The sequence below is a fragment of the Tatumella terrea genome (assembly GCF_039523755.1).
GTDB classification, from domain to species: Bacteria; Pseudomonadota; Gammaproteobacteria; order Enterobacterales; family Enterobacteriaceae; genus Tatumella; species Tatumella terrea.
Genome location: NZ_BAAAFX010000010.1, coordinates 161010 through 184988, shown reverse-complemented (window position 1 = coordinate 184988; position 23979 = coordinate 161010). Strand labels below are relative to the sequence as shown.

Sequence of the window (23979 nt, the reverse complement as noted above, 5' to 3'; positions counted from 1 at the left end):
TTATATTTCCTTATCAATCATAGCTTGACGTAGTTGAATAATTTTCCCCAAGGATTCATTGTGTCTATAAATATTTTCATACGAACACTTAAACGCATTAATGATTGATGCTTGAATATTGAAGGGAGGAATAGGCATTTTAATTTTTAAAAAGTTATCTTTATTTATTTTCTTCATGCTTCCGCTAGTTCCAGCCGCAATACCTTGGATAGCTCGGCGGCCATATGGAGACATTAGATAGTACATTAAAAACTCTTTTTTAATGATTTTTTCGTCGACAGCCAATCGCCACATCGTGTCTGGAAAAATCGTATTCCCATTGCCAGTCGACCCTTTATATTTTCCAACCAAACCAACCAACTCTGCTGTATTAGAACGGGAGATTAACAAATCACCATCATTGCATATTTTTCCTTTTAAAAAATTATCTTCTGTAATATTTTTTAAAGCAGTTTCTCTGAATCCTGATTTCGACAAGCTATTTAGATTCAGGACATAGTACCCAGTATCGACTGCAGTTTCAACAGGAGAATACCCCCCTTCTGGAGAAGTAATTAAAATATCTTTAATAGAACCAAAATTCCATCCAACCGGAAGAGGAACACATTTATTCTCTCTCGAATCAAAGTAATTATCAAAAATCCGCAGACCAATTGCATATAATAATCTTTTAGCTGCTTCAAGAGCACTTAAATATAGAAGTTCTTTCTTTGCTAACGAATCAAAGATTATTAATGACGAGCATTGCTGCTCAATGCTCGGTATAATAACTTCTAGTTTATTTAATTCACTCCATTTTATTCGCGATGATAGCGAGCCGGCGGAATTTGCAATCACCTTTTCCATAAAAGAGGTTGATTGCATCAAGTGGGGTAAGTACCCGTCCAATAAGTAGCTGTTTTTTCTTGATTTAATTACCATTGCATCAGCAGAACAAATACCATTAATAGGGCTCACCGACACCCTTTTTAAATATGTATTTCGTCTACTAAAAATTATTTCGCCACACTTTACCTTAAAGGCCTGTGTTTTCAATTCAACGTCAGCCCCCCAATCATGTACATAAAAATAACCAGATTTTAAATGTTCTAACCCAATAAAATGCTTAGCATCGTCGCTTGTTGGGGAAATTCTAACCATAACCTGTTCAGCAAGATCACCAAATTTTACCTTTTGTTTATTATTCATTATTATATTTCTCTCTTTAAATTTCATAACCAATGCTGCCCAGGCTATCAAAAAACATCTTGATATTTCTTTTGAGTTTTATGCTACTGAATTTCCATGATTCGATAGCATGCTGAACATCATTTATTTTGACATTGCTTTTATTTTTCACATATAGTGGAATTGACAGGTTATAAAGGTTTTCTTTAATAGCTTCGATATCCACTAAAGCGGTTATATCGTTTTTTTTTTCCGGATTAAAATAAGCCGCGCATAATACCGCCAAATCCTCATCGGATAAACGACTATGAGCACGTTCACGGGTGACATGCTCAACCCCGTTGATAAACAACACCTTGTTCTTGCGTTCAACTGGTTTATTGCAGTTAAGAACAACCACGCACGATTCCATCGGTGAGTTATAAAAAAGGTTCGGCCCCAAACCAATCACCGCTTCAATAATGTCAGATTCAATCACCTGTTTACGAATGGCCTGCTCAGAATCACGGAACAGCACGCCATGTGGCCAGAGCATGGCAGCGCGACCTGTATCGGGTTTCAAGCTTTTGATGATATGGGTATAAAAAGCGTAATCAGCGCAGCCCTGCGGTGGTATCCCATAAAGGTTACGACCATAGGGATCTGCGGCAAACTTGTCACGATTCCATTTCTTGATGGAGTATGGCGGGTTGGCAAAAATCACATCAAACTGCTTAAGCCGATCGTTTTCAATAAACTTTGGCTCAGCCAAAGTATCACCGCGCAGCACATCAAATTCTTCGATATCGTGCAGGAACATATTCATACGGGCGATAGCGGAAGTCAGCAGGTTCACTTCCTGACCATAAAGGTGCACAGAGCGCCACTCTTCCCCTCTTGCACGAAGATCCATCACTGCATTTAGCAACATCCCTCCAGTGCCGCACGTTGGATCATAGGCGGTTTCACCCGGTTTTAAGCTCATAATGCGCGTCATTAAATGCACGACTGTTCGGTTGGTATAAAACTCTGCTGCCGTATGGCCGGAATCATCAGCGAACTTTTTAATCAGGTATTCGTAAGCTTCACCAAGATCATCCTGGGCGACAGATTTAATACCGAGCGGAATTTTACTGAAATGCTCAATCAGATCAGCCAGCAAATGATCGGGCAGGCGCTCTTTATTGGTCCACTGCGCATCACCGAAGACGCCATGTAAACGCGGATTATTGGCTTCAATCAGTCGAAGCGCATTCTGAATTGCTTCACCAATGTTTTTACTGGTATTGCGGACCTTTTCCCAAGCTGCCTCAGAGGGGATGTTGAAACGATGAAACATCGGCATGGCGGCATATTCAGCATCACCTTCATGGAGTTCCAGCGCTTCGTTATATTCTTCCAGATAGACATCTGACAAGCGTTTGTAAAACAGCAACGGGAAGACATACTGCTTGTAGTCTGATGCGTCAATTTGGCCACGAAGAAATTCGGCGGCTCCCCAGAGCAGCTCTTCCAGCTTTTTATTACTCATAGAACTCATACCTCGAACCCTTCTTTGATAAGCAGGGCTTCCAGTTCCTCTTCTGCTTTTTCCAGCTCAGCCAGCTTCCGTTGAAAATCTTTAAGTGCTTCTTCCACAGTGATGGTTTCTTCTTCGAGTGGTTTTTGCACATAACGAGCAATATTTAGATTAAAGTCATTTTCTTCAATCTCCTCCAGAGGCACCCAGCGCGCAACGCCTTCGATTTCTTTTGCATCCGGCCCCTGTTGCGCCTGGTCATGATAGATTTGGTATATGTCATCGGCCTGCTTGTTGGACAGCGTATTCTGCGCGCGCCCCCTGGTATAGATTTCTTCAGCATTGATGATCAATACATGATCTTTATGCGTTGCCAGGCGTGATTTGCGCAGCACCAAAATACACGCAGGAATACCCGTCCCATAGAACAGGTTGGAAGCGACACCAATAATCGCCACAATGCGATTCTCTTGCAGCAATTTGGTTCGAATTGCCCCCTCAGATCCACCACGAAACAGCACACCATGAGGTAACACGACAGCCATACGCCCTTTGTCGTTAAGTGAAGCAAACATATGCTGCACCCAGGCAAAATCACCATTTGTTTTAGGCGCCAGACCATATTGCTTACGGCCATAGGGATCATTCGACCACAGATCGTATCCCCATCCCTTCAAGCTAAATGGTGGGTTGGCAACAACGCAGTCGAAGGTTTCTAAACGATCGCTTTGTAAAAACTTAGGTTCACGCAGCGTATCCCCGCGAACAATATCGAAATCCTCCTGACCGTGCAGGAACAGGTTCATTCGAGCGATGGCTTCTGTGGTCAGGTTTTTTTCCTGTCCTTTGATTTTTAGCAGACGCGGATCTCCACCGTTTTCTTTTACATGGTGGATAGTCTCGAGCAACATACCGCCTGTGCCACAGGCGGGATCGTAGACACTCTCACCGGCATTTGGATCCAGAATGTTAACCATCAAGCGAACGATAGTACGTGGGGTATAGAACTCACCGGCTTTCTTGTTAGCTTTGTCTGCAAAGCGTTTGATCAGATACTCGTATGCGCGCCCCATATCATCGTCACGGACACTAGAAACGCCAAGGTTTACCTTATTGAAGTGATTAAGTAACGTAGCCAGCAACTCATCAGAAAGGCGTTCTTTATTGGTCCAGCTGGCATCCCCAAAAATACCATGCAGTTTAGGGTTTGCCAGCTCTATACCACGGAAGGAGTCTTTCAATGCCTGGCCGATGTCTTTGATCTCAGCGAATACATCATGCCAGTGGCAATTTTCAGGTATCTGAATACGGTGAAACATCTTCCCCTTGGCAAGCTCTGCATCTCCAACGCTCTCCATCGCATCGGCAAATTCTTCGTCATATACATCACAAATGCGCTTGAAAAACAGGATGGGGAAAATGTACGTTTTGTAATCTGACGCATCAATAGGCCCGGTGATGATATGGGCTGCATGCCAAAGATGGGCCTCGAGATCTTTTAGGTTTATCAGTGTCATTAATTTTTCTCTGTACGATTCTGCGAAGCAGGAACCTTTTGCAGTAAATCGTGTATTTCACAGTCAAAAAGCACGCAAAGCCTTTCTAATGTATCCAGGTCAACCTTCTGAGCCGTCTCTTTGTAAAGCAAAGTGATAGTGTTGCGACTCAGGCCAGTTTCTCTGACAACATCGGCTATTCGCATCTTATATTCGCCCATGAGCCGAGCAAGATGGCAGCGGATCATAATGGTCCTTATCTTTGTGCTTAACGATGCAAATCGTATCCCAAAATGCGAAAAAAACAAAAAAAATTCAAGCTGAAATGAAATTACAGCAGTTGGGAAAACATTGAACGTATGGATAAGAAAACAAGCATATTCGACATGTTTAATTTCAGGATATATGCCGAGCATAGATACCAGACATAAGTTCCAGTGAAGTCATATGCCAATTAGCGACACTTTGGCCTACAGGAACATATAACTAACCATTGCTATCGTTTTTTGTCGTTAGAGTATTCAAACGGACTCACCCCCTTCTCACGGTTCGCATCCAGGTAATCCGCCCACCACTGCAACATCAGCCTACGCTCCCCAAGATGTTCCGCCTTATGGATGTAAGCTGCCCGAACAGAACTACGCTCCTGATGGCTCATCTGCCTCTCTACTGCATCCCTCGACCACAATCCTGACTCAATCAGAGAACTACACACCATAGTCCTGAAACCATGCCCACATACTTCCGTTTTCGTGTCATAGCCCATCACTCGCAGAGCCTTGTTTACCGTGTTTTCACTCATCGGCTTACGTGGATCGTGATCGCCCACGAAAATCAGCTTTCAATTCCCACTCATACTTTTTATCTTTTCCAAAATGGCTAACGCCTGCCGCGATAAGGGAACAAGATGGGGAGTTCGCATCTTCGAACCACGCTGAGAATGCTTAACTCCTTCCAGTGGCTCGCGCTCACCTGGAATCGTCCACATCGCCATTTCAAAATCCACTTCTGACCAGCGTGCAAAACGTAGCTCGCTTGAACGGGTGAAAACCAACAAAGTGAATTCAAAAGCCCATCGGGTTAACGACCTGCCGGAGTAATGATCAATACGATGAAGTAGTTCAGGAATACGATTGAGTTCGAGCGCAGCACGATGCTGGCTTTTCGCCGTAGTAACCGCACCAGCCATCTCTTGCCCGTGGTTGTAGTCGATTAACCTACTCTGCACAGCAAAGCGTATATAGGCTTTTGTTTCAGACTTGGCAGCACGAACCTTCACATCATTCAGAGCCATGATGAGTATCCTTTCAACGGTTCTGTGTGAATACAAACATTATCGAACCGGGATATACCCGCAGTTGTACCCGCATCAGTAAGTTGATGTAGATTGAATCAGCATGACGTCGGTTGACTGAAATGCGGGTAAAGCCCTGCGGCTACTGGATCCCAGACACAAAAAAAGCCACCCTTGGGTGACTTAATTTTGCATATTTGGTGCCGAAGGCCGGACTCGAACCGGCACATCTTTCGATGGTTGATTTTGAATCAACTGCGTCTACCGATTTCGCCACTTCGGCACTGAAGGGTATGCGGAAAACAACGGGATTATACCCTGAGTCGTGGCGGGTGCAAGATGATTCCATTAGGTAACGCGTTAATCGCTGGAAAAACAAACACTCCCTTCGTTGTTATCGGCCCGGATTGGGCTCGTTATCTCCCCTTTATTGACCCTTTATCTGTATAAAATCCCCCTACTCTCTGACATATCCGGGCCATGGGTTCCGGAAGCATAGTTGAGTCTTTGGTCTTTGGTCTTTGGTCTTTGGTCTTTGGTCTTTGGTTTTGACCCTGTGTTCCGGCCCCTAAGTTCTGGCGTTTGGTTCCAGGCCTGGGTTCTGGCCCTGGGTTCTGGCATTGAGTTTTGACCTTAGGTTTTGGCCCTGGGTTTTAGCCCTTAGGTTCTGCCCTTAGGTTCTGGCCCTGGGTTCTGGCCTTTGGGTTCTGCCCTTAGGTTCTGCCCTTAGGTTCTGCCCTTAGGTTCTGCCCTTAGGTTCTGCCCTTAGGTTCTGCCCTTAGGTTCTGCCCTTAGGTTCTGCCCTTAGGTTCTGCCCTTAGGTTCTGCCCTTAGGTTCTGGCCTTTGGGTTTTGGGTTTTGGGTTTTGGGTTTTGGGTTTTGGGTTTTGGGTTTTGGGTTTTGGGTTTTGGGTTTTGGGTTTTGGGTTTTGGGTTTTGGGTTTTGGGTTTTGGGTTTTGGGTTTTGGGTTTTGGGTTTCGGTATTCAGTCCTGCAATGGGGGTCTGAAGGGTTTTTGATACGTTAGTTTGCAGGGAAGCAGTCTGCCCAAGGTACTTGCCCGGGATGTGGGTGGTGGCCCGCGGGTTTTGCCTGGCCATCGATTTGGCTTGCTGGCGGTCTGCCTGCCCGTGTGAATGACTGTCTGTATCCGTGGCTGGCTATTTAGCTATTTGGCTTTTGGCTTTTGGGCTTTTGGGCTTTTTACCTGTCTGGCTGGCCGTTGGTCTGACTGTCTGTGTTCGTGGCTGCCTGGCCTTTTGACTGCCGGTCTGACTGCCTGTGTACGTGGCGGGCCGGCCGGTAAGGCACGGGAAGAAATCCTATTTTGCTGCGCGGTGGACCGGGGGCACACAAAAAAGGAACTTATCTGAAGCAATAACAGACTAAACTGAGTACCGGAAATAAAAGATAAGCAAAATGAGGCTGTATTAATGAAAAAATCGACACGCACCCCTTTACTGGCTATGGGCCTGATTGCCGCGCTGGTGAGTGCATCCGCCTGTGCTTCCAGCTGGCAGGATAAGCTGAGCAGTTCAGCGTCGGATCTGCTGGATTCCTCTTCAGCCACCAGCGGTAAAAGTACCGGTACTGAAGGCGGCTTATCCTTATCCTCTATCACCGGTTTGCTGAATGGCGGTAATAAAGCGGTGAGTTCCAACAGTATGAGCAATGCGACCGGTATCCTGCAGTACTGTGCAGAGAACAATCTGGTGAAAAATAATGTCACTTCGGTCACCGACCAGCTGAAAAGCAAACTGGGCCTGACCGATACCAGCGCACAACAGAAACAGACCGGCTATCTGGACGGCATTCAGGGTCTGCTGAATACCGGTAACAACCAGCAGATCAGCCTGAAAAGCCTGAGCAACACCCCGATGGGTGAAAAGCTGAAAACCAAAGCCTGTAATGTGGTTCTGGATCAGGGTAAAAAATACCTCGGTATGTAATCCCCCCGTCAGTGCAGGCCCGCCTGCACTGAATTTATTCCCCCGCGCTTTCCGTTACTGCCCTTCCCCCGCTTTTCTGTTACGGTTTCCCGTTAATTGCCGGAGCAACTTTCGCCCCTGTCCGCACGGCACATCACTCTATACTGTGCGCCGCTCAGGCAAAAATCTGACTTATTCATTATCCTTGCCGGTAACCGGAGGGCAGCGGTCGCCGGTGTTCTGAAAATTCGAGGGTTTTATGCAGGAACTTATCAAGGCGATCGGGCTGGGGCTGGTGGTGCTGTTGCCGCTGGCCAATCCGTTAACCAGTGTGGCGTTGTTCCTCGGCCTGTCCGGCGAGATGAATTTCAGCGAACGCAACCGTCAGGCCTTCCAGGCCTCGGTCTATGTGTTTCTGATTATGATGGTGGCCTGGTATGCCGGCAATGCGGTACTGGATACCTTCGGTATCTCTATCCCCGGGCTACGGATTGCCGGAGGGCTGATTGTGGCATTTATCGGCTTCCGGATGCTGTTTCCGGTACAGAAACTCCACGATACCCTGGAAGTACAGCATAAGCAGGAAGAGATAGAGGCCGCAGAGCATCATGACTCACAGGTGAATATCGCCTTCGTACCGATTGCGATGCCGAGTACCGCCGGGCCAGGGACCATCGCGATGATTATCAGTACCGCCTCCACCGTCAAAAGCGGGGATTTTCCGGTCTGGGTATTGCATGTGGCACCGGTGCTGACCTTCCTGCTGGTGGCCGTCATTCTGTGGTTAAGCCTGCGCAGTTCAGGGGCGATTATGCGTCTGGTCGGTAAAGGCGGTATCGAAGCCATTTCCCGTCTGATGGGATTTCTGCTGGTCTGTATGGGCGTACAGTTTGTGATTAACGGTGTGCTGGACGTGGCCACGCATCTGCGCTGAATCCGGCCCCGGGTATCGCCGGGGACCGGATCGGCGGGGTCAGTGCTGTGTCAGCGTGGCACGCACTTTCTGTACCTGATCGGCTGTCACTGCCGGGGCGTTATTGCTCCAGCCCTGGCGAACAAAGGTCGCCAGTTTTGCCACCTGGTCGTCCGACAAACGATGTGCAAACGCCGGCATCTTCAGCATCGAAGGGGCTTTCGGGGTCGAAGGTAACTGTGCCCCCTGCAGAATGATGTGGATCAGTCCGTCAGGGCTTTGCGCATTGACCACAGCGGCCTGGTCCAGTTGCGGGAAGGCGCCGGGCGCGCCCAGCCCGTTTGCAAAGTGGCAGGCATCACAGTTGTTCAGGTAAAGCGTTTGCCCCTCAGTCAGGTTCACCGCAGCCGTCAGGGTGTCGGTGGTGGCCTGGTTTTTCTGCTGATCATAGGCCTGCAACGGCGGGTTCCCCCCCAGGAACTTCAGATAGGCCGCAATCGCCTGCAGGTCCGCATCGGTCATATGGGAAGTACTGTTTTCTACCACCGATGTCATCTCCCCGGCCACACCGGCCTTATCATTGCGTCCGGTCTGCAGATAGTCGACGATCTCCTGCGGGCTCCAGCGGGCGATACCGCGCAGCGAGGGCACATCCCAGCCGTTAAGATCCCCGCCGGCCAGGAAATCACGGTCATCGCTATGCAGCGCTTTTTCGTTCATCGCAAACCCGCGCGGGGTATGGCAACTGCCACAGTGCCCCAGTGATTCAGCAATATAAGCTCCGCGATTGACCTGTGCAGAGGCCCCGCCTATCGGCTGAAAAGGTTTGTCCGACGTAAAGACCAGATTCCAGAAACGCATCCCCCAGCGCTGGCTGAACGGAAACCTCATGTCGGTCGCCGGAGGCTGGCTGTTGCTGGCGGTGACACCGTGCATAAAATAGGTGTACAGCGCGTGGATATCCGTATTACTGATCGCGGCATAATCCGGATACGGCATGGCCGGATAGAGGTAACTACCATCGGGGCGGACCCCTTTACGTACGGCATCGGCAAACTGCTGTTCGGTATAATTCCCGATGCCATACTGTTTGTCCGGCGTAATGTTGGTGGAATAGATCGTCCCCAGGTCCGATTTAATCGCCAGCCCGCCGGCATAGGCCGGACGGCCCGCGGTGGTATGACAGGCCATACAGTCTCCCAGTCGGGCCAGATATTCCCCCTGCTTTATCAGCGCGTCCTGGTCATTATCTGCAGCCTGTGCGGTCGCCAGTCCTGAGGCCAGTAATAATGCATTTGTCACCATAAGGCGTTTCAACGTCAGCTTTATCATTTGATTACACCTGTACCAGCGGGCCGGGATTTTTAAGATACTGTTCTCTGATGGCATTGGCGGCCATCAGGGTGATCGCACCGATTGTGTTGGTCGGGTTCGACTGGAAGTTCTGCGGGAACGCATTGCCTCCCGGCACAAACACGTTATGAACATCCCAGCTCTGCAGATACCGGTTCAGCGCCGAGGTTTTCGGGTTATCCCCCATCACCGCGCCACCCACATTATGGGTGGAAACATATTTCGTCAGGTCAAAATCAGCGCCCATCGGCAGAAAACTCATGCTGTAGCTGTCGGGGTTCATCTCTTTGACGATATCCCCGACCACCCCTTTCAGGTGTTGCTGCAGCAGCAGTTCGTTGCGTTTCCAGTTGAAGGTCATCCGCAGCAGGGGCTGACCGTGCCGATCTTTATAGGTCGGGTCGAGGTCCAGATAGACATCCCTGTACGACATACAGGAGGTGGTGATACTGACCTTCATCGAATGCCCGTACCAGTTTTCCAGCCCTTCTTTCCAGCCGCTGCCCCAGGCCGGGGTGCCCGGCGGTAATGCCGTACTGATCGGTGTGCCGGTGGACTGGGCACTCTGGATTTTGGCACCGCCAATAAACCCGAGCCCCGGCCCGTCGAAATTCCCGGGGGAGATGTCGTTAAACTGCACGCCGGTCGGGCCGGAACTGATAAACGGATTAAAGTTTTCGTTTTTAAAAAATAAGGTGGCGGCCCCGTTACTCAGAAAAGCGTAGTTGCGACCCACCACCCCCTCCTCGGTGATCGGGTTATACGGCTGGCCGATCCCGGAAAGCAGCATCAGCCGGACGTTATAAAACTGGAAGCTGCTGAGGATGACGATCCTGGCCGGCTGAAAACATTCGTTGCCCTGCTCATCGATATAGATAACGCCTTTCGCCGTTTTTTTATCGTCATGCAGAACCACCCGCAGCACTTCCGCGTTCACTTCATAAGAGAAGTTTTTCATCCGTTTCAGCGAATCCAGGACCGCGGTCTGCGGCGAGGCTTTGGAATAGTTCAGGCAGGGGTATTTGGAGCAATACCCGCAATAGTTACAGGGGGTGATGGTATTACCGTACGGGTTGGTCCATACGCGGGATGCCGCGGCCGACGGGATAGTAAACGGGTGATAGCCCATTTTTTTGGTGGCGGCGGCGAACATATCGCAGTTAAGGGTATTTTCCAGCGCAGGCAGCGGCATCGGGTTGGCCCGGGGGCCTTCAAACGGGTCTCCCCCTTCCATGATCTGTCCGCGCAGGTTCCCGGTGTTACCGGACAACCCGCAGATACGTTCAAATTTTTCATACCAGGGTTCGATCTCTTCCCAGCTGAACGGAAAGTCCATCACCCGCATCTCTTCCTGCAGGATGCCGGGTTTATAGGCCTGATCGGCATAGGTTTTCAGTTTAATATCTGTCGGGGTCGGACGCAGCAGTACTCCGGTCCAGTGCATGCCCGCACCACCCACGCCGCCGCCCGGCACAAATGCCCCCCATTTACGGGTCGGTAATGCCGTATCCTGTGCGGTGTAACGCACCGTCACCGCCGAATCTGCCGGGGTGGTCATCACTTTGTTACGGACCGCATACGCATACTCATCGGCGGGCTTTGGGTAGGCAAAAGCGTCATAATCGCGCTCGGGGCCTTTTTCCAGCGCCCGTACCGTCAGCCCTGCCATCGCCAGTTCAATACTCATCAGTGAACCTGCCCAGCCGAATCCGCATACCACGACGTCGACTTCTTTCTTAGTCATCTGAGCCATAAGAAACCTTTATCCAGAAAATTGAGTGTCAGGCGGTTTCGCCTGACAGGCTGACCGGCCCGAGGGGGTACTTCACATTGTGTTGTTTCACCCACTCCAGGTAACTGGCACGCGCGCCGGGAAAACCGATAGCAATCCACGCCTTCATGCCCTTATTGCCGCCGTACATCGGGTCAGCGAGATAGCCATGTTTGGTTTCAGCCAGTAACTGACTAAAAAACAGCGATCCCCTGAGGGTGTTTTCCCCCAGCGCAGCAAAGTCGAGTGTGTTTTTCTGTAATGCGGTTAATACGTTGTCTTTATCCGTGTCGGATAACTGATGGAAAGGTTTTTGCAGATGCTGCAGAGTCCATTGGTCCGTCAGGCGGATCCCGGTCTGATAGATCTGTTGCGGATAGAGAGGAACCTGATACCCCATGGTGGCCGGTGCATGGGCATCGAACGGGCCCTGCATATAAATTTCCTGGCCGAAGTTTTTATCATGCAGTTGCTGATCGATAAACACCGGTACATTCGTTTCCAGCGCGCCCGGGGCTTTTCCCGCACCGCCCGGCGGGATCATGCGATCCGTCGCCGCCAGAATAAACTGCCATTCCTGCGGGGTAAAAAAGGCGGGCTGATAATGGTTAAGGTCCGGCGCAGCCATCTCCGCGGCCTGTGCCGCGGTTAAGCCTTTCAGGACCAGTTCCGTCAGGGGCAGCGCCATCAGCGAGCCGAGCAGAAACTTGCGGCGGGTGGTATTTTTTTGCAAAAGCATAAGCGATGACTCTCACTGGCTCACGATTTTTATAAGCCTGCGCAGGCAGGCACCCGCCAGAGGTTTAAATAACAGCGCTGCTATCAACGCTATCAATGTCATCGACACAAAGAGTGCAACAGAGTCATCTTTCAGGGCTTTTCTGCGGCCGCCGGTCACAGAATGACCCGGTGACCGTGACAGCCGCTTTTTTTTAAGCGTAGACCGCCACCGAAGAAGATGCCATTTCCATGGTAAAAACAGGGGTATATTTTTCAGGCGTCTCTGACTATAGTTTGAGAAACACCGGCCCGCAGAGCCTTGTGACGGCTGCCTTTCCGGAACCGCCGGTGTGAAAGATAACACCGATTGGATCATCACCGCCGACAGTGAGATGATAAAAAACTCACGCTAACTCCAGAGATTAACATCGAATGACTGCACCTTTACTCATCGCCCGCACCCGGGAACTGACCCTGAACCTGCTTCCGGCCCTTGCCAACCGCCACGGACTGATCACCGGCGCGACGGGTACCGGAAAAACGGTCACCCTGCAGAAACTGGCGGAATCTTTTTCTGCTATCGGCGTCCCGGTTTTTATGGCCGATGTAAAAGGTGACCTCAGTGGGATAGCAAAAGCCGGTGTCAGCAGTGAAAAGCTCCAGGCCCGGCTGGATAACATCGGCGTCACCGACTGGCAGCCGCAGGACAACCCGGTGGTGCTGTGGGATATCTTCGGTGAACAAGGGCATCCGGTCCGCGCAACGGTATCGGATCTCGGGCCGTTGTTACTCGCCAGGCTGCTGAACCTGAATGAAATTCAGTCCGGCGTGTTACAGATCATCTTCCGGATTGCCGACGATCGCGGCATGTTATTGCTGGACTTCAAAGACCTGCGTTCGATGGTGCAGTACATCGGTGATAACGCAAAATCTTTCACCACCGAATACGGTAATATCAGCACGGCATCGGTCGGAGCCATCCAGCGTGGCCTGCTGGCCCTGGAACAACAGGGGGCGGAATATTTCTTTGGTGAGCCGATGCTGGATATACATGACTGGATGCGTACCGATGCAGAGGGACGCGGCATCATTAATATCCTCAGCGCCGAAAAGCTTTACCGGATGCCAAAACTGTATGCCACCAGCCTGCTGTGGATGCTGTCTGAACTGTATGAGCAGTTACCGGAAGTCGGGGATCCAGAGAAACCGAAGCTGGTATTTTTCTTTGATGAGGCCCATCTGCTGTTTGACGATGTCCCGGCGGTGCTGCTGGAAAAAATCCAGCAGGTAATGCGGCTTATCCGCTCCAAAGGGGTCGGCGTCTGGTTTGTGACCCAGAACCCGTCGGATATTCCGGAAACCGTACTGGGGCAGCTGGGTAACCGTGTGCAGCATGCCCTGCGCGCATTTACCCCGAAAGATCAGAAAGCCGTAAAAGCGGCGGCCACAACCATGCGCCCTAACCCGGCCTTTGATACCGAAGAGGCCATCCGTAACCTCGGCACCGGTGAAGCCCTGATCTCCTTCCTGGATGAAAAAGGCAGCCCGTCCGTCACCGAACGGGCGATGGTGATCGCGCCCGGTTCCCGGATGGGGCCGCTGACTGCCGACGAACGAAACGGCCTGATCAACCACTCTCCGTTGTACGGTAAATACGATGAGGTGGTAGACAGAGAATCTGCCTATGAACTACTGAAAAAAGGGGTACAGGCGGCAGGAGAGCAGAATGCTGCGCCAGCGGCAAAAGGCAGTGCTGCGGGTGAGGAAAATCCGGTCATCGACGGCCTGAAGAAAATTCTGTTCGGCTACACCGGGCCGCGTGGCGGTCAGCACGATGGTGTGGTTCAGACGATGGCAAAAACCGCCACCCGCCAGGTCACCAACCAGATCCTGCGTGGCGTGCTGGGCAGCCTGTTTGGCGGCAGAAAGTAACCCGCACAAAAAATATCCTCCGGCATCGCCGGAGGTTTTTCAAATGCGCCTGTCAGACGCTCTTACCAGCCGCGCCTGACAGGCACATCGCAATCTGAAATTTGCATTATGGATGACTTACGGCCCGTAAACGGGCTTCCCGGATAAGGGATCGACAACGGCTCTCCCATGTTATCCGCTGCGGGCTGGTGCCTGATATAGTCCTGTATCTTTGCTGTGTTCTTGCCTGCCGTGTCTGCGTAGTATCCCCGGCACCGGAACTCCCTGTTTCTGTACTTAAACTTAAAATCCCCGAACTGCTCATAAAGCATCAGGCTGCTTTTGACCTTCAGATAACCTATAACCCCGGATACGCTCATCTTTGGCGGGGTCTCCGGAAGCCTATGAATATGGTTAGTACAACCTTCTGCTTCCGGGCTATTCACATTTTTCCATTCACACAGCTTTCTTAAAATGCTCCGATTGCCCTTCGCCGTGCGCCATAAAAGGCCTGCCTTCGGTGGTTAGGTGCGAAAACGCTGTGATAGTTACAGTTCCATCGGGCAGGCGCTAAGCTTTTTTCGGCCCTCACCGGGACCCCCTTTTGATTTCCTGTTAAACCTTTGCCGTTGCCAGACCGCCAGATGTTTTAACAAATCAAAAGGGGTTTTTATCTGCGGCCCAACGCTGAAAGCGTTACGGAACCCCCGGCCTGAGCGGGGGTTTTCCGGATACAAAAAAAGGGGCCATCGATGGCCCCTCTGCTTTTCTGATTCTCAGCTGTGCTGGTAACGTCGGGTGAACGCCAGCGCAACACTGCTCATGACCGCCAGTACCATCAGATAGTACCCGGGGGCCATCGATGGCCCCCGCTGCTTTTCTGATTCTCAGCTGTGCTGATAACGTCGGGTGAACGCCAGCGCAACACTGCTCATGACCGCCAGTACCATCAGATAGTACCCGGGGGCCAGGCTGGTCCCGGTGGCACTGATCAGCAGGCTACAGATCAGCGGCGCAAAGCCCCCGAACACCGTCACCGCAATGTTATAGCTGATTGCCATCCCACTGGCCCGGGTGCTGACCGGGAACAGGTCGGCCATCATCGAAGGCACGGTCGCAAAATAGACCGACTTCAGCAATGCCAGCCAGCCCACCAGCAGGATCAGCATATTGGCATCCGGATGGTTCACCACCAGGCTGAAGGCCGGATAAATGGTGATCAGCAGCAAGACCAGCGATGTCCACATCAGCGGACGGCGTCCGGCTTTCTCTGCCCACAACCCGGCCAGCGGAGTGACAACGGTCAGGATCACCCCGGCCAGCAGGGTGGCGGTAAAGGCCGTTTTACCGGCCAGATGCAGGTTTTTGGTCGCATAGGTCGGTACGTAGTTCAGCATGTAGTTGATCCCGGTTGAGATCACCATCAGGCCGATCGCCAGCACTAACAGATGACGCTGGCTGCCCATCAGTTGCTTCAGCGGCGAATGGTCGTGCTGCTGACTGACAAAGCTTTCCGGCTCCTGCACGTGGCGACGGATATACCAGCCCACCGGCCCTATCAGCAGACCGAAGATAAACGGGATGCGCCAGCCCCATTGCTGAATTTCAGTTTCACTGAGCCACTGGGTCAGCCCCAGGCCGAAGGCCGAGGCCAGCAGCGTACTCGCCCCCTGGGTCGCGAACTGCCAGCTGGCAATAAAGGCTTTACGGTGCGGAAAATGCTCTACCAGAAACGCGGTCGAACTGCCGAACTCACCGCCGGCGGAAAACCCCTGGATCAGCCGCGCCAGCAGGATCAGTACCGGGGCCGCCAGTCCGATAGTGGCATAGCCCGGCATAAAGACAATCATCGCGCCGCCGAAGGTCATCAGCGTGATCGAGAGCATCAGGGCTTTTTTCCGGCCATGACGGTCCGCATACGCACCGAGCACAATCGCCCCCAGCGGGCGGATCAGGAACGAGACACCGAAGCTGCCAAAGGTCAGCAACAATGACACGGACGGGTTTTCGGTCGGGAAAAACGCATGGGCAATATAGCGGGCGAAAAAGCCATAGACCGCGATATCAAACCATTCCAGCGCATTACCGACACAGGTGGAGAACAGCGTTTTATACAGGTTGGGTGCCTGCCGGGCGGAGACTGAACTCATGATGCCTGCCCCTTCTGCTGGTAGGCCTTATGCGCGGCCACCAGCTGTTCGCCGTTTTCACCGAATTCCCACAGCAGGTGGGTCATCATGATCAGGCCTTCACGGGCGATGGATTTGAGCATATGTTCATCTGCCGCATGCTGACCGCAGGCCGGATACGAGTGCGGCATCCACAGCGTCGGCAGTTGCAGGATATTGGCAAACACATCGTTCGGTAAGGATCCGCCCAGGTTAGGCAGTAACGCCGGTTTTTTACCGCTGCTTTTCTGCATCGACGCCAGCGCCCAGCCCACTAGCGGATCTTCAGGATCCAGCCGGGTCGCCGGGCTGCCCCGTAACAGTTCTGCTTTTACATCCGCAAAACCCGCGGCCGCCAGGTGATTTTCCAGATGCTGCGCGATATTTTCCCAGTCGGTACCCACCACAAAGCGTAGCTGGCAGACCGCCGTGGCCTTCCCGGGGATGGCGTTCATCGGCCGCTGCGGATTACCGCTGGTCATCGCCAGCACTTCCAGCGTGTTCCAGCCGTACAGACGCTCGACCGGAGTCAGACCGGCTTCACCCCACTCAGGGTCGATCTGCGGGCTATCCGCACCCGGCCGGAGTTCAATTTCACTTAAGATTTTACGGACACTGTCCGTGATGGCCGGGGGTTTCAGCGCCGCAACCTGTAGCTGCCCGTGCTGATTCACCAGGCTGCCAATGGCATTACAAAGACGGGTCGCGGGGTTGGTCAGCAAGCCCCCCCAGTTACCGGAATGATAATCACGATCACGGGCATGCAGCGTAAGACGGACATTCACCGCCCCGCGGGAGCCGAGAAACAGCGTCGGGCTTTCCGCATCCAGCCTGGGTCCGTCAGACGCAATAAAGACATCGGCCCGTAACAGTTCGCGATGCTGTTCACACACTTCCGCCAGCCCCGGTGAACTGATCTCTTCCCCCATCTCAAACAGGAACTTACAGTTAAATCCCAGGCTGCCGCCACGCAGCGCATAAATCTGTTCCAGCGCCGCGATATTTACCGAGTGCTGACCTTTATTATCCGCACTGCCGCGGCCATACCAGCGGTCACCCTCTTCGGTCAGCGACCAGGGATCTAAACCGCTGCGCCAGTTTTCATCGTCACCGAACACCACATCGCCATGCCCGTAACACAGCACCACCGGCAGAGCGGGGTCTTCGATGCGCGTGGCCAGCAACATCGGACGTTCAGGGGCCTGCGGGTTCGCCAGCGGCGTCAGGGTAAAGCCCATCGCTTCCATCGCAGGGGTAATTTCCTGCGTCAGATAAGCGTGGATGGCCTCATCCCGATCGTCGCGCTGACTTTCGGAACGGATTGCCACCCGGCGTGCCAGAACACGTTTGAATTCCCCGCTGTCAAACCAGGCACTGGCGCTGGCTACTGCTTTTTCTGCTGTCATTTGTCTGTCCGCTTTTATTATGAGAATTATTTTATTGTTCAGACAATCTAAGCTACTCTCCACCTTTGCCACAATTATCAAAATATCAAACAAGCCTTGCTTTCACGGCAACGCTGAACTGCACAAAAAGACGGCATGCACCGTTATAAGGCAAGCTGATGTTAAGTACCGAACTGCGTTATTTCCTGGCCGTGGCCGAGAGTGGGTCATTAAGTGCCGCCAGCCGGCAACTGTTTGTGGCTACCTCCGCCATCAGCCGGCAGATACGGCGTCTGGAACGGGACGCGGGGGTGACCTTATTTGACAGGCATGCCCGGGGAATGGTGCTGAATGATGCCGGTAAACTCTTAGAGCACCGCCTGCGTCAGAGCCAGCGTGATATGGAAGTCACCCTGTCAGAGATAAAAGGGCTGACCGCCATCCGTCGCACGGCGATCCGTATCGCCTGTACCGAAGGGGTCGCCTTTGACCTGCTGCCGGCGATATGTTCACGGTTCCGGGAACACTACCCGTCGGTCAGTTTCTATCTGCAAACCGGGAATACCCGCCAGGTGTCCGAAAGTCTGCATCGCGGCGAGTGTGACCTGGCCCTGCAGTTTTGTCTGCATCCCGAGCGTGGGGTACAGATCGCCGGTAGCTGGCCCGCGCCGGTGCTGGTGGTGATGTCTGCCCGTCATCCGCTGGCCAGCCAGAACTTTCATCTGCAGGATCTGAGCAGCTATCCGGTGGCCCTGACGGATCAGACCACCACCGTGCGTCAGTTATTTGATCTTTCCTGTCAGATGAACGGCGTGTTTATTGAGCCGACACTGACCTGTAACAGTTTTGCGACCCTGTACCACTTTCTGCGCCAGACACCACTGGCCGTCACCCTGTGCAGCCGGTTTACCGTGCCATATGATCATCACGATCATCCGCTGGTGTTACGTCATCTGGAGATAAATCATCTCACCCAGCGCACCCTGCAGATCCATCTGTTACCGGGACGTCAGCAGTCCGCTGCGATCACCCTGTTTCTGGAGTTCCTGACCGCCCAATTACAGCAACGCAGTGATCATTTCAGTGAAGCGGAATAGATCTGCGGCACGATCCCGGCAGGAAAAATTCTGATCCGCTTGCTATGCTGAAGGCCGGCTGCCGTCAGCGACTGGCTCTCCCTCTTTTTTTATTTTTCAGGCAACTGTATGGATAAAATTTCCGCTCTGACCCGAACCAAACGGCTGGCACTCTGCCTGCTCACCCTGGTGAGCTGCGTATTTGTGGCGACCCTCTTTCTGCCGCAAACGCTGGCCGTACAGGCCATCAAATCGGTAGCAGAAGCGGCCATGGTCGGGGCGCTCGCCGACTGGTTTGCTGTGACCGCCCTGTTCCGCCGCATCCCGTTACCGTTTATCGGTCGCCATACCGCGATTATTCCGCGCAATAAACAACGGATCGCCGACAACCTGGGCCGGTTTGTCGAGGATAAATTCCTGTCCACCGACAGTATGATCACCCTGATCCGCCGTCACGATCCGGCGCAGAAAATGGCGCAGTGGCTCAGTGCACCGGACAATGCCGCCAGACTCAGCACCCTTATCCGCCAGCTGATTGCCGGGTTTCTGCGGGCGGGAAATGACCAGAATATCCGTCGCTTTCTGCAACAGGGGATCCACCGGGCCATTGAAACTGTCGATTTCCGTCAGGCCGCTGTTTTATTGCTGGAGAGCCTGACGCGGGAAAATCGCCATCAGGAACTGCTGGATACCCTGATCAAAAAAATCACAGAAATGCTGGCGAACCCGGAGTCACGGCAGTTTATTGCCGGACAAATCAGCCAGTGGTTCAGCAAAGAGTATCCGACGATGGCCAGGCTGGTGCCGGTAGAGTGGCTGGGCGAGAAAGGGGCCGGTAAGGTTACCGCGATGATCGATACCTTACTGCTGGATGTGGCGCAGGATCAGCACCACCAGCTGCGGGACAGCGCTAACCGGATGGTTATGCGGTTTATTGAGTCACTGAAAACCGATCCGCAAATGCAGGACCGGGCCGAACGGCTGAAAGTCTGGCTGAAAGAAGACGAAACCTTTAACCGCTATACCACAGGGCTATGGGATGACCTGCGTGACTGGCTGCAGCAGGATTTGTCCCGGGAGGATTCGGTAACCGGCGCACACCTGACCCGGGCCACGCTATGGTTTGGTCGTACCCTGGGCGATGACCCGCAATTACGGGCCTCCTTTACGCACCATCTGGAGCAGGCCATCGTTCAGGGTGGCCCGGACGTTGCGCGGTTCCTGACACGGCATATCAGCGATACGATCAAAAGCTGGGATGACCGCCAGTTGTCGGCCCAGATAGAGCAGAATATCGGCCGCGATTTACAGTTTATCCGTATTAATGGCACGCTGGTGGGCGGAGTATTAGGATTATTACTTTTTTTATTGTCACAACTCCCGCTGTTTATTCAGATAATACGTCATACCTTTTTCTGATCTGACGGAAAATATTTCCTGCTGATCATCTTCCGGCCGTTAAATGGCCGGAAGATTTCACTGCAGGGATATTTCACGGCCTGCTTCTCATAATAAAAATATTCTCAGCCACCGTGTCTGGACAAGGTCAGGTGAATCCGTTATAAACGCGGAAGGGTCAGGAAGACCCTGCAAATAATAAGGATATCCCCATTGAACAGACCCCTTTCAGTGACTCTTTTCTGTTGTTTTTCTCTCAGCCCGTTGCCGGGAAACGCCGGTGTCATGCGCGAAGATGTCCCGGTTCAGGAATATCGGGATTTTGCAGAAAATTCCGGGAAATACCGCCCCGGCGTGACCAACATTTCTGTTTTTAAAACAGATGGCAGCGTAGCCGGTGTTTTATCTTACCCGATGCCGGATTTTGCTGCAGTTAACTCGGCGGGATATGCCACCCTCATCTCTCCGTCTTATGTTACCGGCGTTCGACATAATAGCGGATATAAAACCGTTGATTTCGGAAATAATGCGAAATTTAAAACAATTTATAAATTAATTAACCGGAACAATTCAACAACCCATGACTTTCATGTCCCGCGATTAAATAAAGTAGTGACCGAAGCCGCTCCGCTGCCCACGGTCAAAGGCTCCACGCTGGCAGCGAATAAAGACCGTTATACCTGGTACACCCGGGTGGGAACCGGTACGCAGTATCAGGTCGATGCGGCCACCCAAACCCTGATCCGTCTCAGCGGCGCATATAAATGGAAAAGCGGTGGCACTATCCTGAACCCTTCCTTCGAAAGCTGGCGGTTACGCTGGTATAACCACTCACCCGATGACCCGGCCGTACAGCCTCTTGATTCCATGTCCAGAGCCGGAGACAGCGGCAGCCCGATGCTGGTTTACGATAATGTCGATAAAGTCTGGCGCCTGGCGGGTGTTCTGACCAGTGGTGCCGGTACCGCTCCCTATAATCTGCGCGGATATATTCTGTTTCTGCGTGATCAGGAAATTGCCGACGTGCTGCAGAAGAATACCGATCCGTCCGTGACTGATACGGCCGGGGCCGGCGATATTCTCTGGTCTGCCGATGCCCTTCGGCAGGGAGATACCCGGTGGGAATGGCACGGCACAGACAGCGTTATTCCGGCGGATGCCAGTAATGAGGCGCTGGATGCCTCCAAAGACCTCCGGTTTGAGGGCGCGGGCGGTACGATTGTCTTGCAGCAATCCGTCAATCACGGTGCGGCAAAGCTGCAGTTTTCCGGGAATTACCGGGTCGTCAGCCCGCAGGACGAAGACTATCGCTGGGTCGGCGGCGGTATTGAAGTCGATGAAGGCATGACCGTCGACTGGCAGGTGAACGGGCAGGCGGGCGATGTGCTGCATAAAATCGGGGCCGGGACACTACAGGTGAATGCCACCGGCGTTAACCCCGGAGAACTCAATACCGGTGACGGCACGGTTATCCTCAACCAGCAGGCCGACAGTCACGGACAGCGACAGGCATTTTCGAAAATCACGCTGGTCAGTGGCCGGCCGGTGGTGGTCCTCGGCAGCGCCGGGCAAGTCGACAGCGAAAATATCCAGTTCGGCTACCGGGGGGGCACGCTGGATATGAACGGACAATCGCTGACATTCAGCGAGATCAAACATAACGATGACGGTGCCCGTCTGCTGAATAATAATGCCGCGCAGGCCTCTGAGCTGATTCTGTCAGGTAATCAGCAGACGTTTTCCGGGTCCCTGGGATCTGCGGAGGCCGGTGGCCTGCTGAACCTGACCACCCGGGGAGAGTGGTTGCTCAGCGGCGGAGCCACACTGGGCACGCTGCAGGTCAGTAGCGGTGAACTGCAGTTATCCGGGCAGCAGGTGCTGCATGCGGGCGGTGTACGCTTTGCCGATGACTGGTTACCGCAACAGTACAGCGCAGAGCGCATTGATCTGGCTGCAAACAGTTCGCTGACACTGGCAGAGCACGCCACGGCAGAGGCCAGCCTGCGGGTGGCTGATCATGCCACGCTCCGCGTATTGGCGCGCAGCACGCTGAAAGGCAGCACCGTGCTGGACGGGCCTGACGCACAACTGATTGCCGATATCAGCCCGAATATCAGTACTGCCGGTGAAATGGCCTCGCGGATTGAGGCCAGCCTCAGTGGTGAGGGTTCTTTACTGAAAACCGGTGAGGGACGCCTGACCCTGGCCGGACACAGCGACAACCGTGGCGGGATCACGGTCAGCCAGGGCGAGCTGGAGGTGCTCTCCGGGGTGACCGGGGCACTGACACTGCAGTCAGGTACGCGGCTCACCGGGGCGGGCAGTTTCGCAGATGTCACGGGGGAGACGGATGTGACCTATTACCCCGGCCTGCACAATGCGTCCGGCGCCAGTTCAGTGATGAGGATGAACTCCCTGACGACCGGTACGAATAACCGGGTGATCCTCAGGGCAGGTGCTTCTCCAGCCGCCAGTGACCACTTACTTATTTCCGGTGACCTGAATGCGACTGAAGACGCCCCCCTGCTGCTCAGCATCCTCTCACCGGCTGGCTGGCAGGATACCGACAGCAACGGTAATCATCGCGCAGATAACAATGAAGGGATCACGGTGTTACAGGTCGGAGGCCGGTCCGATGAGAAACGCGTCAAACTGGCCGGAGAATACGTGGCAAGAGGTGCCTGGGCTTATGGCCTGTATGCATTTGCTCCCGGTAAGTCCGCTGTCAGTGAACGCTTACTTGAGGGGGAAGGCAACCAGTACTGGGATTATCGTTTGCAGAATATCCTGCTCGACAGTGACGGGAACACGGTGCCGGTCGCCCCGGAGCCGCTGCCTGTCCCGGAACCCACTCCTGACCCTGTCCCGGAACCTCAGCCCCAGCCTGAACCTGGTCCGTTACCGGTGCCTGACCCCGCTCCGGTGCCTGACCCCGCACCTGTTCCTGTGCCGGAACCTCTGCCGATCAGGCCCGCGACGACACCTCAGGTCCCCGTTTACATCTCTCTGCCAGGCGCATTTACCCGGCTGAGTGAAGATTTGCAGCAGATGTTTTCTGACAGCGTACGTGACCCCCGTTCGGCCTTTTTCCTGTACGGATACCATAGCAATGAGCGTTATCACTCGGCCGGGAATTTTGCGAACTACGGCTATGACTCCACCGGAAAGGCCAATGGCTGGATGATGGGCAGTCGCTGGTCCTCTCCGGAAGCCGGGCAACAGCAAATCACACTCGGGTTTGCCGTCAGTAAAGGCTCACTTTCTGTCAAACCCTCCGCGGCAGATGGCGACGGCCGCAGCAGTGCCGATACCTTCAGCATCAATACACTGCTCCGCTGGCAGAACGATAATGGCTGGCTGCTGGAAATCCCGCTCGCCTATACCCGCTTTCGCAGCCATGTCAGCACCGGGCTGCGGGGTGAAGTCGCGGCACCGGCCGCCGTTAGCTGGCTGACAGGGATAGATGCCGGTAAAGGCTGGCAGTACGGCCCTCACCGCCTGACGCCGAAACTGGGTATGCACTGGCAGCAACTGCGGATACGCTCATTTACCGATGGGGATAATGCCAGGGTCAGCTATCAACACCCGACGGCCCCTGATTTCAGTGCCGGGCTGGACTACCGGATGATGCTGGGTGGCGTGAGCCTGGGAGCCGATGCCCGTGTCATACTGCGGCCGGGCGCATCCCGTCAGGTTGCCATCAGTGACGGGCAGACGCGCAGTCTGTTCAGTACCGGCCGGGGTGGAGACAGCCTGCAACTGAATACCCATGCCGCCGTCAGTCTCACCGATCATCTGCGGATAACCACGCGGGTCGGTTATCAGAAACGACTGGAAAGAGAAGGTATCGATGACTGGAACATTGCCAGCGGCATGGAGTTTACGTTCTGATAGCGGGTTCA

15 protein-coding genes, 1 tRNA gene and 2 pseudogenes are annotated in these 23979 nt (G+C 53.2%); 6 read left to right on the top strand and 12 right to left on the bottom strand.

Translation table 11 applies throughout. From position 1 onward, the window contains the following. The 6 genes and pseudogenes from ABD035_RS06035 to ABD035_RS06010 form a co-directional block, all read right to left on the bottom strand. The gene (locus ABD035_RS06035; protein ID WP_343868522.1) at positions 1-1188 is read right to left on the bottom strand and encodes a restriction endonuclease subunit S; all 1188 of its coding nucleotides are present in this window, start codon (positions 1186-1188) and stop codon (positions 1-3) included. 16 nt (positions 1189-1204) lie between these two features. Then, positions 1205-2677, bottom strand: a complete 1473-nt coding sequence (locus tag ABD035_RS06030; protein WP_343868520.1) for a type I restriction-modification system subunit M — start codon at positions 2675-2677, stop codon at positions 1205-1207. Positions 2678-2682: 5 nt separating this feature from the next. Next, positions 2683-4182: a type I restriction-modification system subunit M gene (locus ABD035_RS06025; RefSeq protein ID WP_343868518.1), complete on the bottom strand. Its 1500-nt coding sequence runs from the start codon at positions 4180-4182 to the stop codon at positions 2683-2685. Further along, a complete protein-coding gene (locus ABD035_RS06020) occupies positions 4182-4409 on the bottom strand; it encodes a helix-turn-helix domain-containing protein (RefSeq protein WP_343868759.1) in 228 nt (75 codons plus the stop codon). The genes ABD035_RS06025 and ABD035_RS06020 overlap by 1 nt, the downstream gene beginning before the upstream one ends. Before the next feature lie 248 nt (positions 4410-4657). Further along, positions 4658-5407: pseudogene (locus ABD035_RS06015) on the bottom strand (tyrosine-type recombinase/integrase); the annotation flags it as partial. Between the two features lie 246 nt (positions 5408-5653). After that, a tRNA-Leu gene (locus ABD035_RS06010) sits at positions 5654-5738 on the bottom strand. A 1149-nt stretch (positions 5739-6887) separates the two neighbouring features. Between ABD035_RS06010 and ABD035_RS06005 the strand changes: the two genes are divergently transcribed. Beyond that, on the top strand, positions 6888-7403 hold the full coding sequence (locus ABD035_RS06005; protein WP_212713687.1) for a YjjA family protein: 516 nt from the start codon (positions 6888-6890) through the stop codon (positions 7401-7403). Positions 7404-7641: 238 nt separating this feature from the next. Continuing rightward, positions 7642-8316: a MarC family NAAT transporter gene (locus tag ABD035_RS06000; protein WP_343868514.1), complete on the top strand. Its 675-nt coding sequence runs from the start codon at positions 7642-7644 to the stop codon at positions 8314-8316. Between the two features lie 39 nt (positions 8317-8355). Here ABD035_RS06000 and ABD035_RS05995 read toward each other — a convergent pair whose 3' ends face one another. The 3 genes from ABD035_RS05995 to ABD035_RS05985 are packed head-to-tail and all read right to left on the bottom strand — an operon-like array spanning position 8356 to position 12158. Then, positions 8356-9627, bottom strand: a complete 1272-nt coding sequence (locus ABD035_RS05995) for a c-type cytochrome (RefSeq protein ID WP_343868512.1) — start codon at positions 9625-9627, stop codon at positions 8356-8358. 4 nt (positions 9628-9631) lie between these two features. Next, positions 9632-11401: a GMC family oxidoreductase gene (locus ABD035_RS05990; protein WP_343868510.1), complete on the bottom strand. Its 1770-nt coding sequence runs from the start codon at positions 11399-11401 to the stop codon at positions 9632-9634. Positions 11402-11429: 28 nt separating this feature from the next. Then, positions 11430-12158, bottom strand: coding sequence for a gluconate 2-dehydrogenase subunit 3 family protein (locus tag ABD035_RS05985; RefSeq protein WP_212713683.1), 729 nt, complete (start codon positions 12156-12158; stop codon positions 11430-11432). Between the two features lie 413 nt (positions 12159-12571). Here ABD035_RS05985 and ABD035_RS05980 point away from each other — a divergent pair, with 413 nt between their 5' ends. Next, positions 12572-14071, top strand: coding sequence for a helicase HerA-like C-terminal domain-containing protein (locus ABD035_RS05980; RefSeq protein ID WP_343868506.1), 1500 nt, complete (start codon positions 12572-12574; stop codon positions 14069-14071). Between the two features lie 62 nt (positions 14072-14133). Here ABD035_RS05980 and tnpA read toward each other — a convergent pair. The 3 genes and pseudogenes from tnpA to ABD035_RS05965 form a co-directional block, all read right to left on the bottom strand. Beyond that, positions 14134-14642 (bottom strand): annotated as a pseudogene (tnpA, locus tag ABD035_RS05975) (IS200/IS605 family transposase). Between the two features lie 295 nt (positions 14643-14937). Then, complete coding sequence (locus ABD035_RS05970; RefSeq protein ID WP_343868504.1) at positions 14938-16200, bottom strand: MFS transporter; 1263 nt, start codon at positions 16198-16200, stop codon at positions 14938-14940. Next, positions 16197-17624 (bottom strand): M20 family metallopeptidase, encoded by a 1428-nt coding sequence (locus ABD035_RS05965; RefSeq protein ID WP_343868502.1) that lies wholly within the window; start codon positions 17622-17624, stop codon positions 16197-16199. The genes ABD035_RS05970 and ABD035_RS05965 overlap by 4 nt, the downstream gene beginning before the upstream one ends. Before the next feature lie 158 nt (positions 17625-17782). Here ABD035_RS05965 and ABD035_RS05960 point away from each other — a divergent pair, with 158 nt between their 5' ends. The 3 genes from ABD035_RS05960 (at position 17783) to ABD035_RS05950 (ending at position 23968) form a co-directional block, all read left to right on the top strand. After that, positions 17783-18700, top strand: a complete 918-nt coding sequence (locus ABD035_RS05960; protein WP_343868500.1) for a LysR family transcriptional regulator — start codon at positions 17783-17785, stop codon at positions 18698-18700. A 108-nt stretch (positions 18701-18808) separates the two neighbouring features. Beyond that, a complete protein-coding gene (locus tag ABD035_RS05955) occupies positions 18809-20098 on the top strand; it encodes a DUF445 domain-containing protein (protein WP_343868497.1) in 1290 nt (429 codons plus the stop codon). 264 nt (positions 20099-20362) lie between these two features. After that, complete coding sequence (locus tag ABD035_RS05950; protein WP_343868495.1) at positions 20363-23968, top strand: S6 family peptidase; 3606 nt, start codon at positions 20363-20365, stop codon at positions 23966-23968. Positions 23969-23979 lie beyond the last annotated feature (11 nt).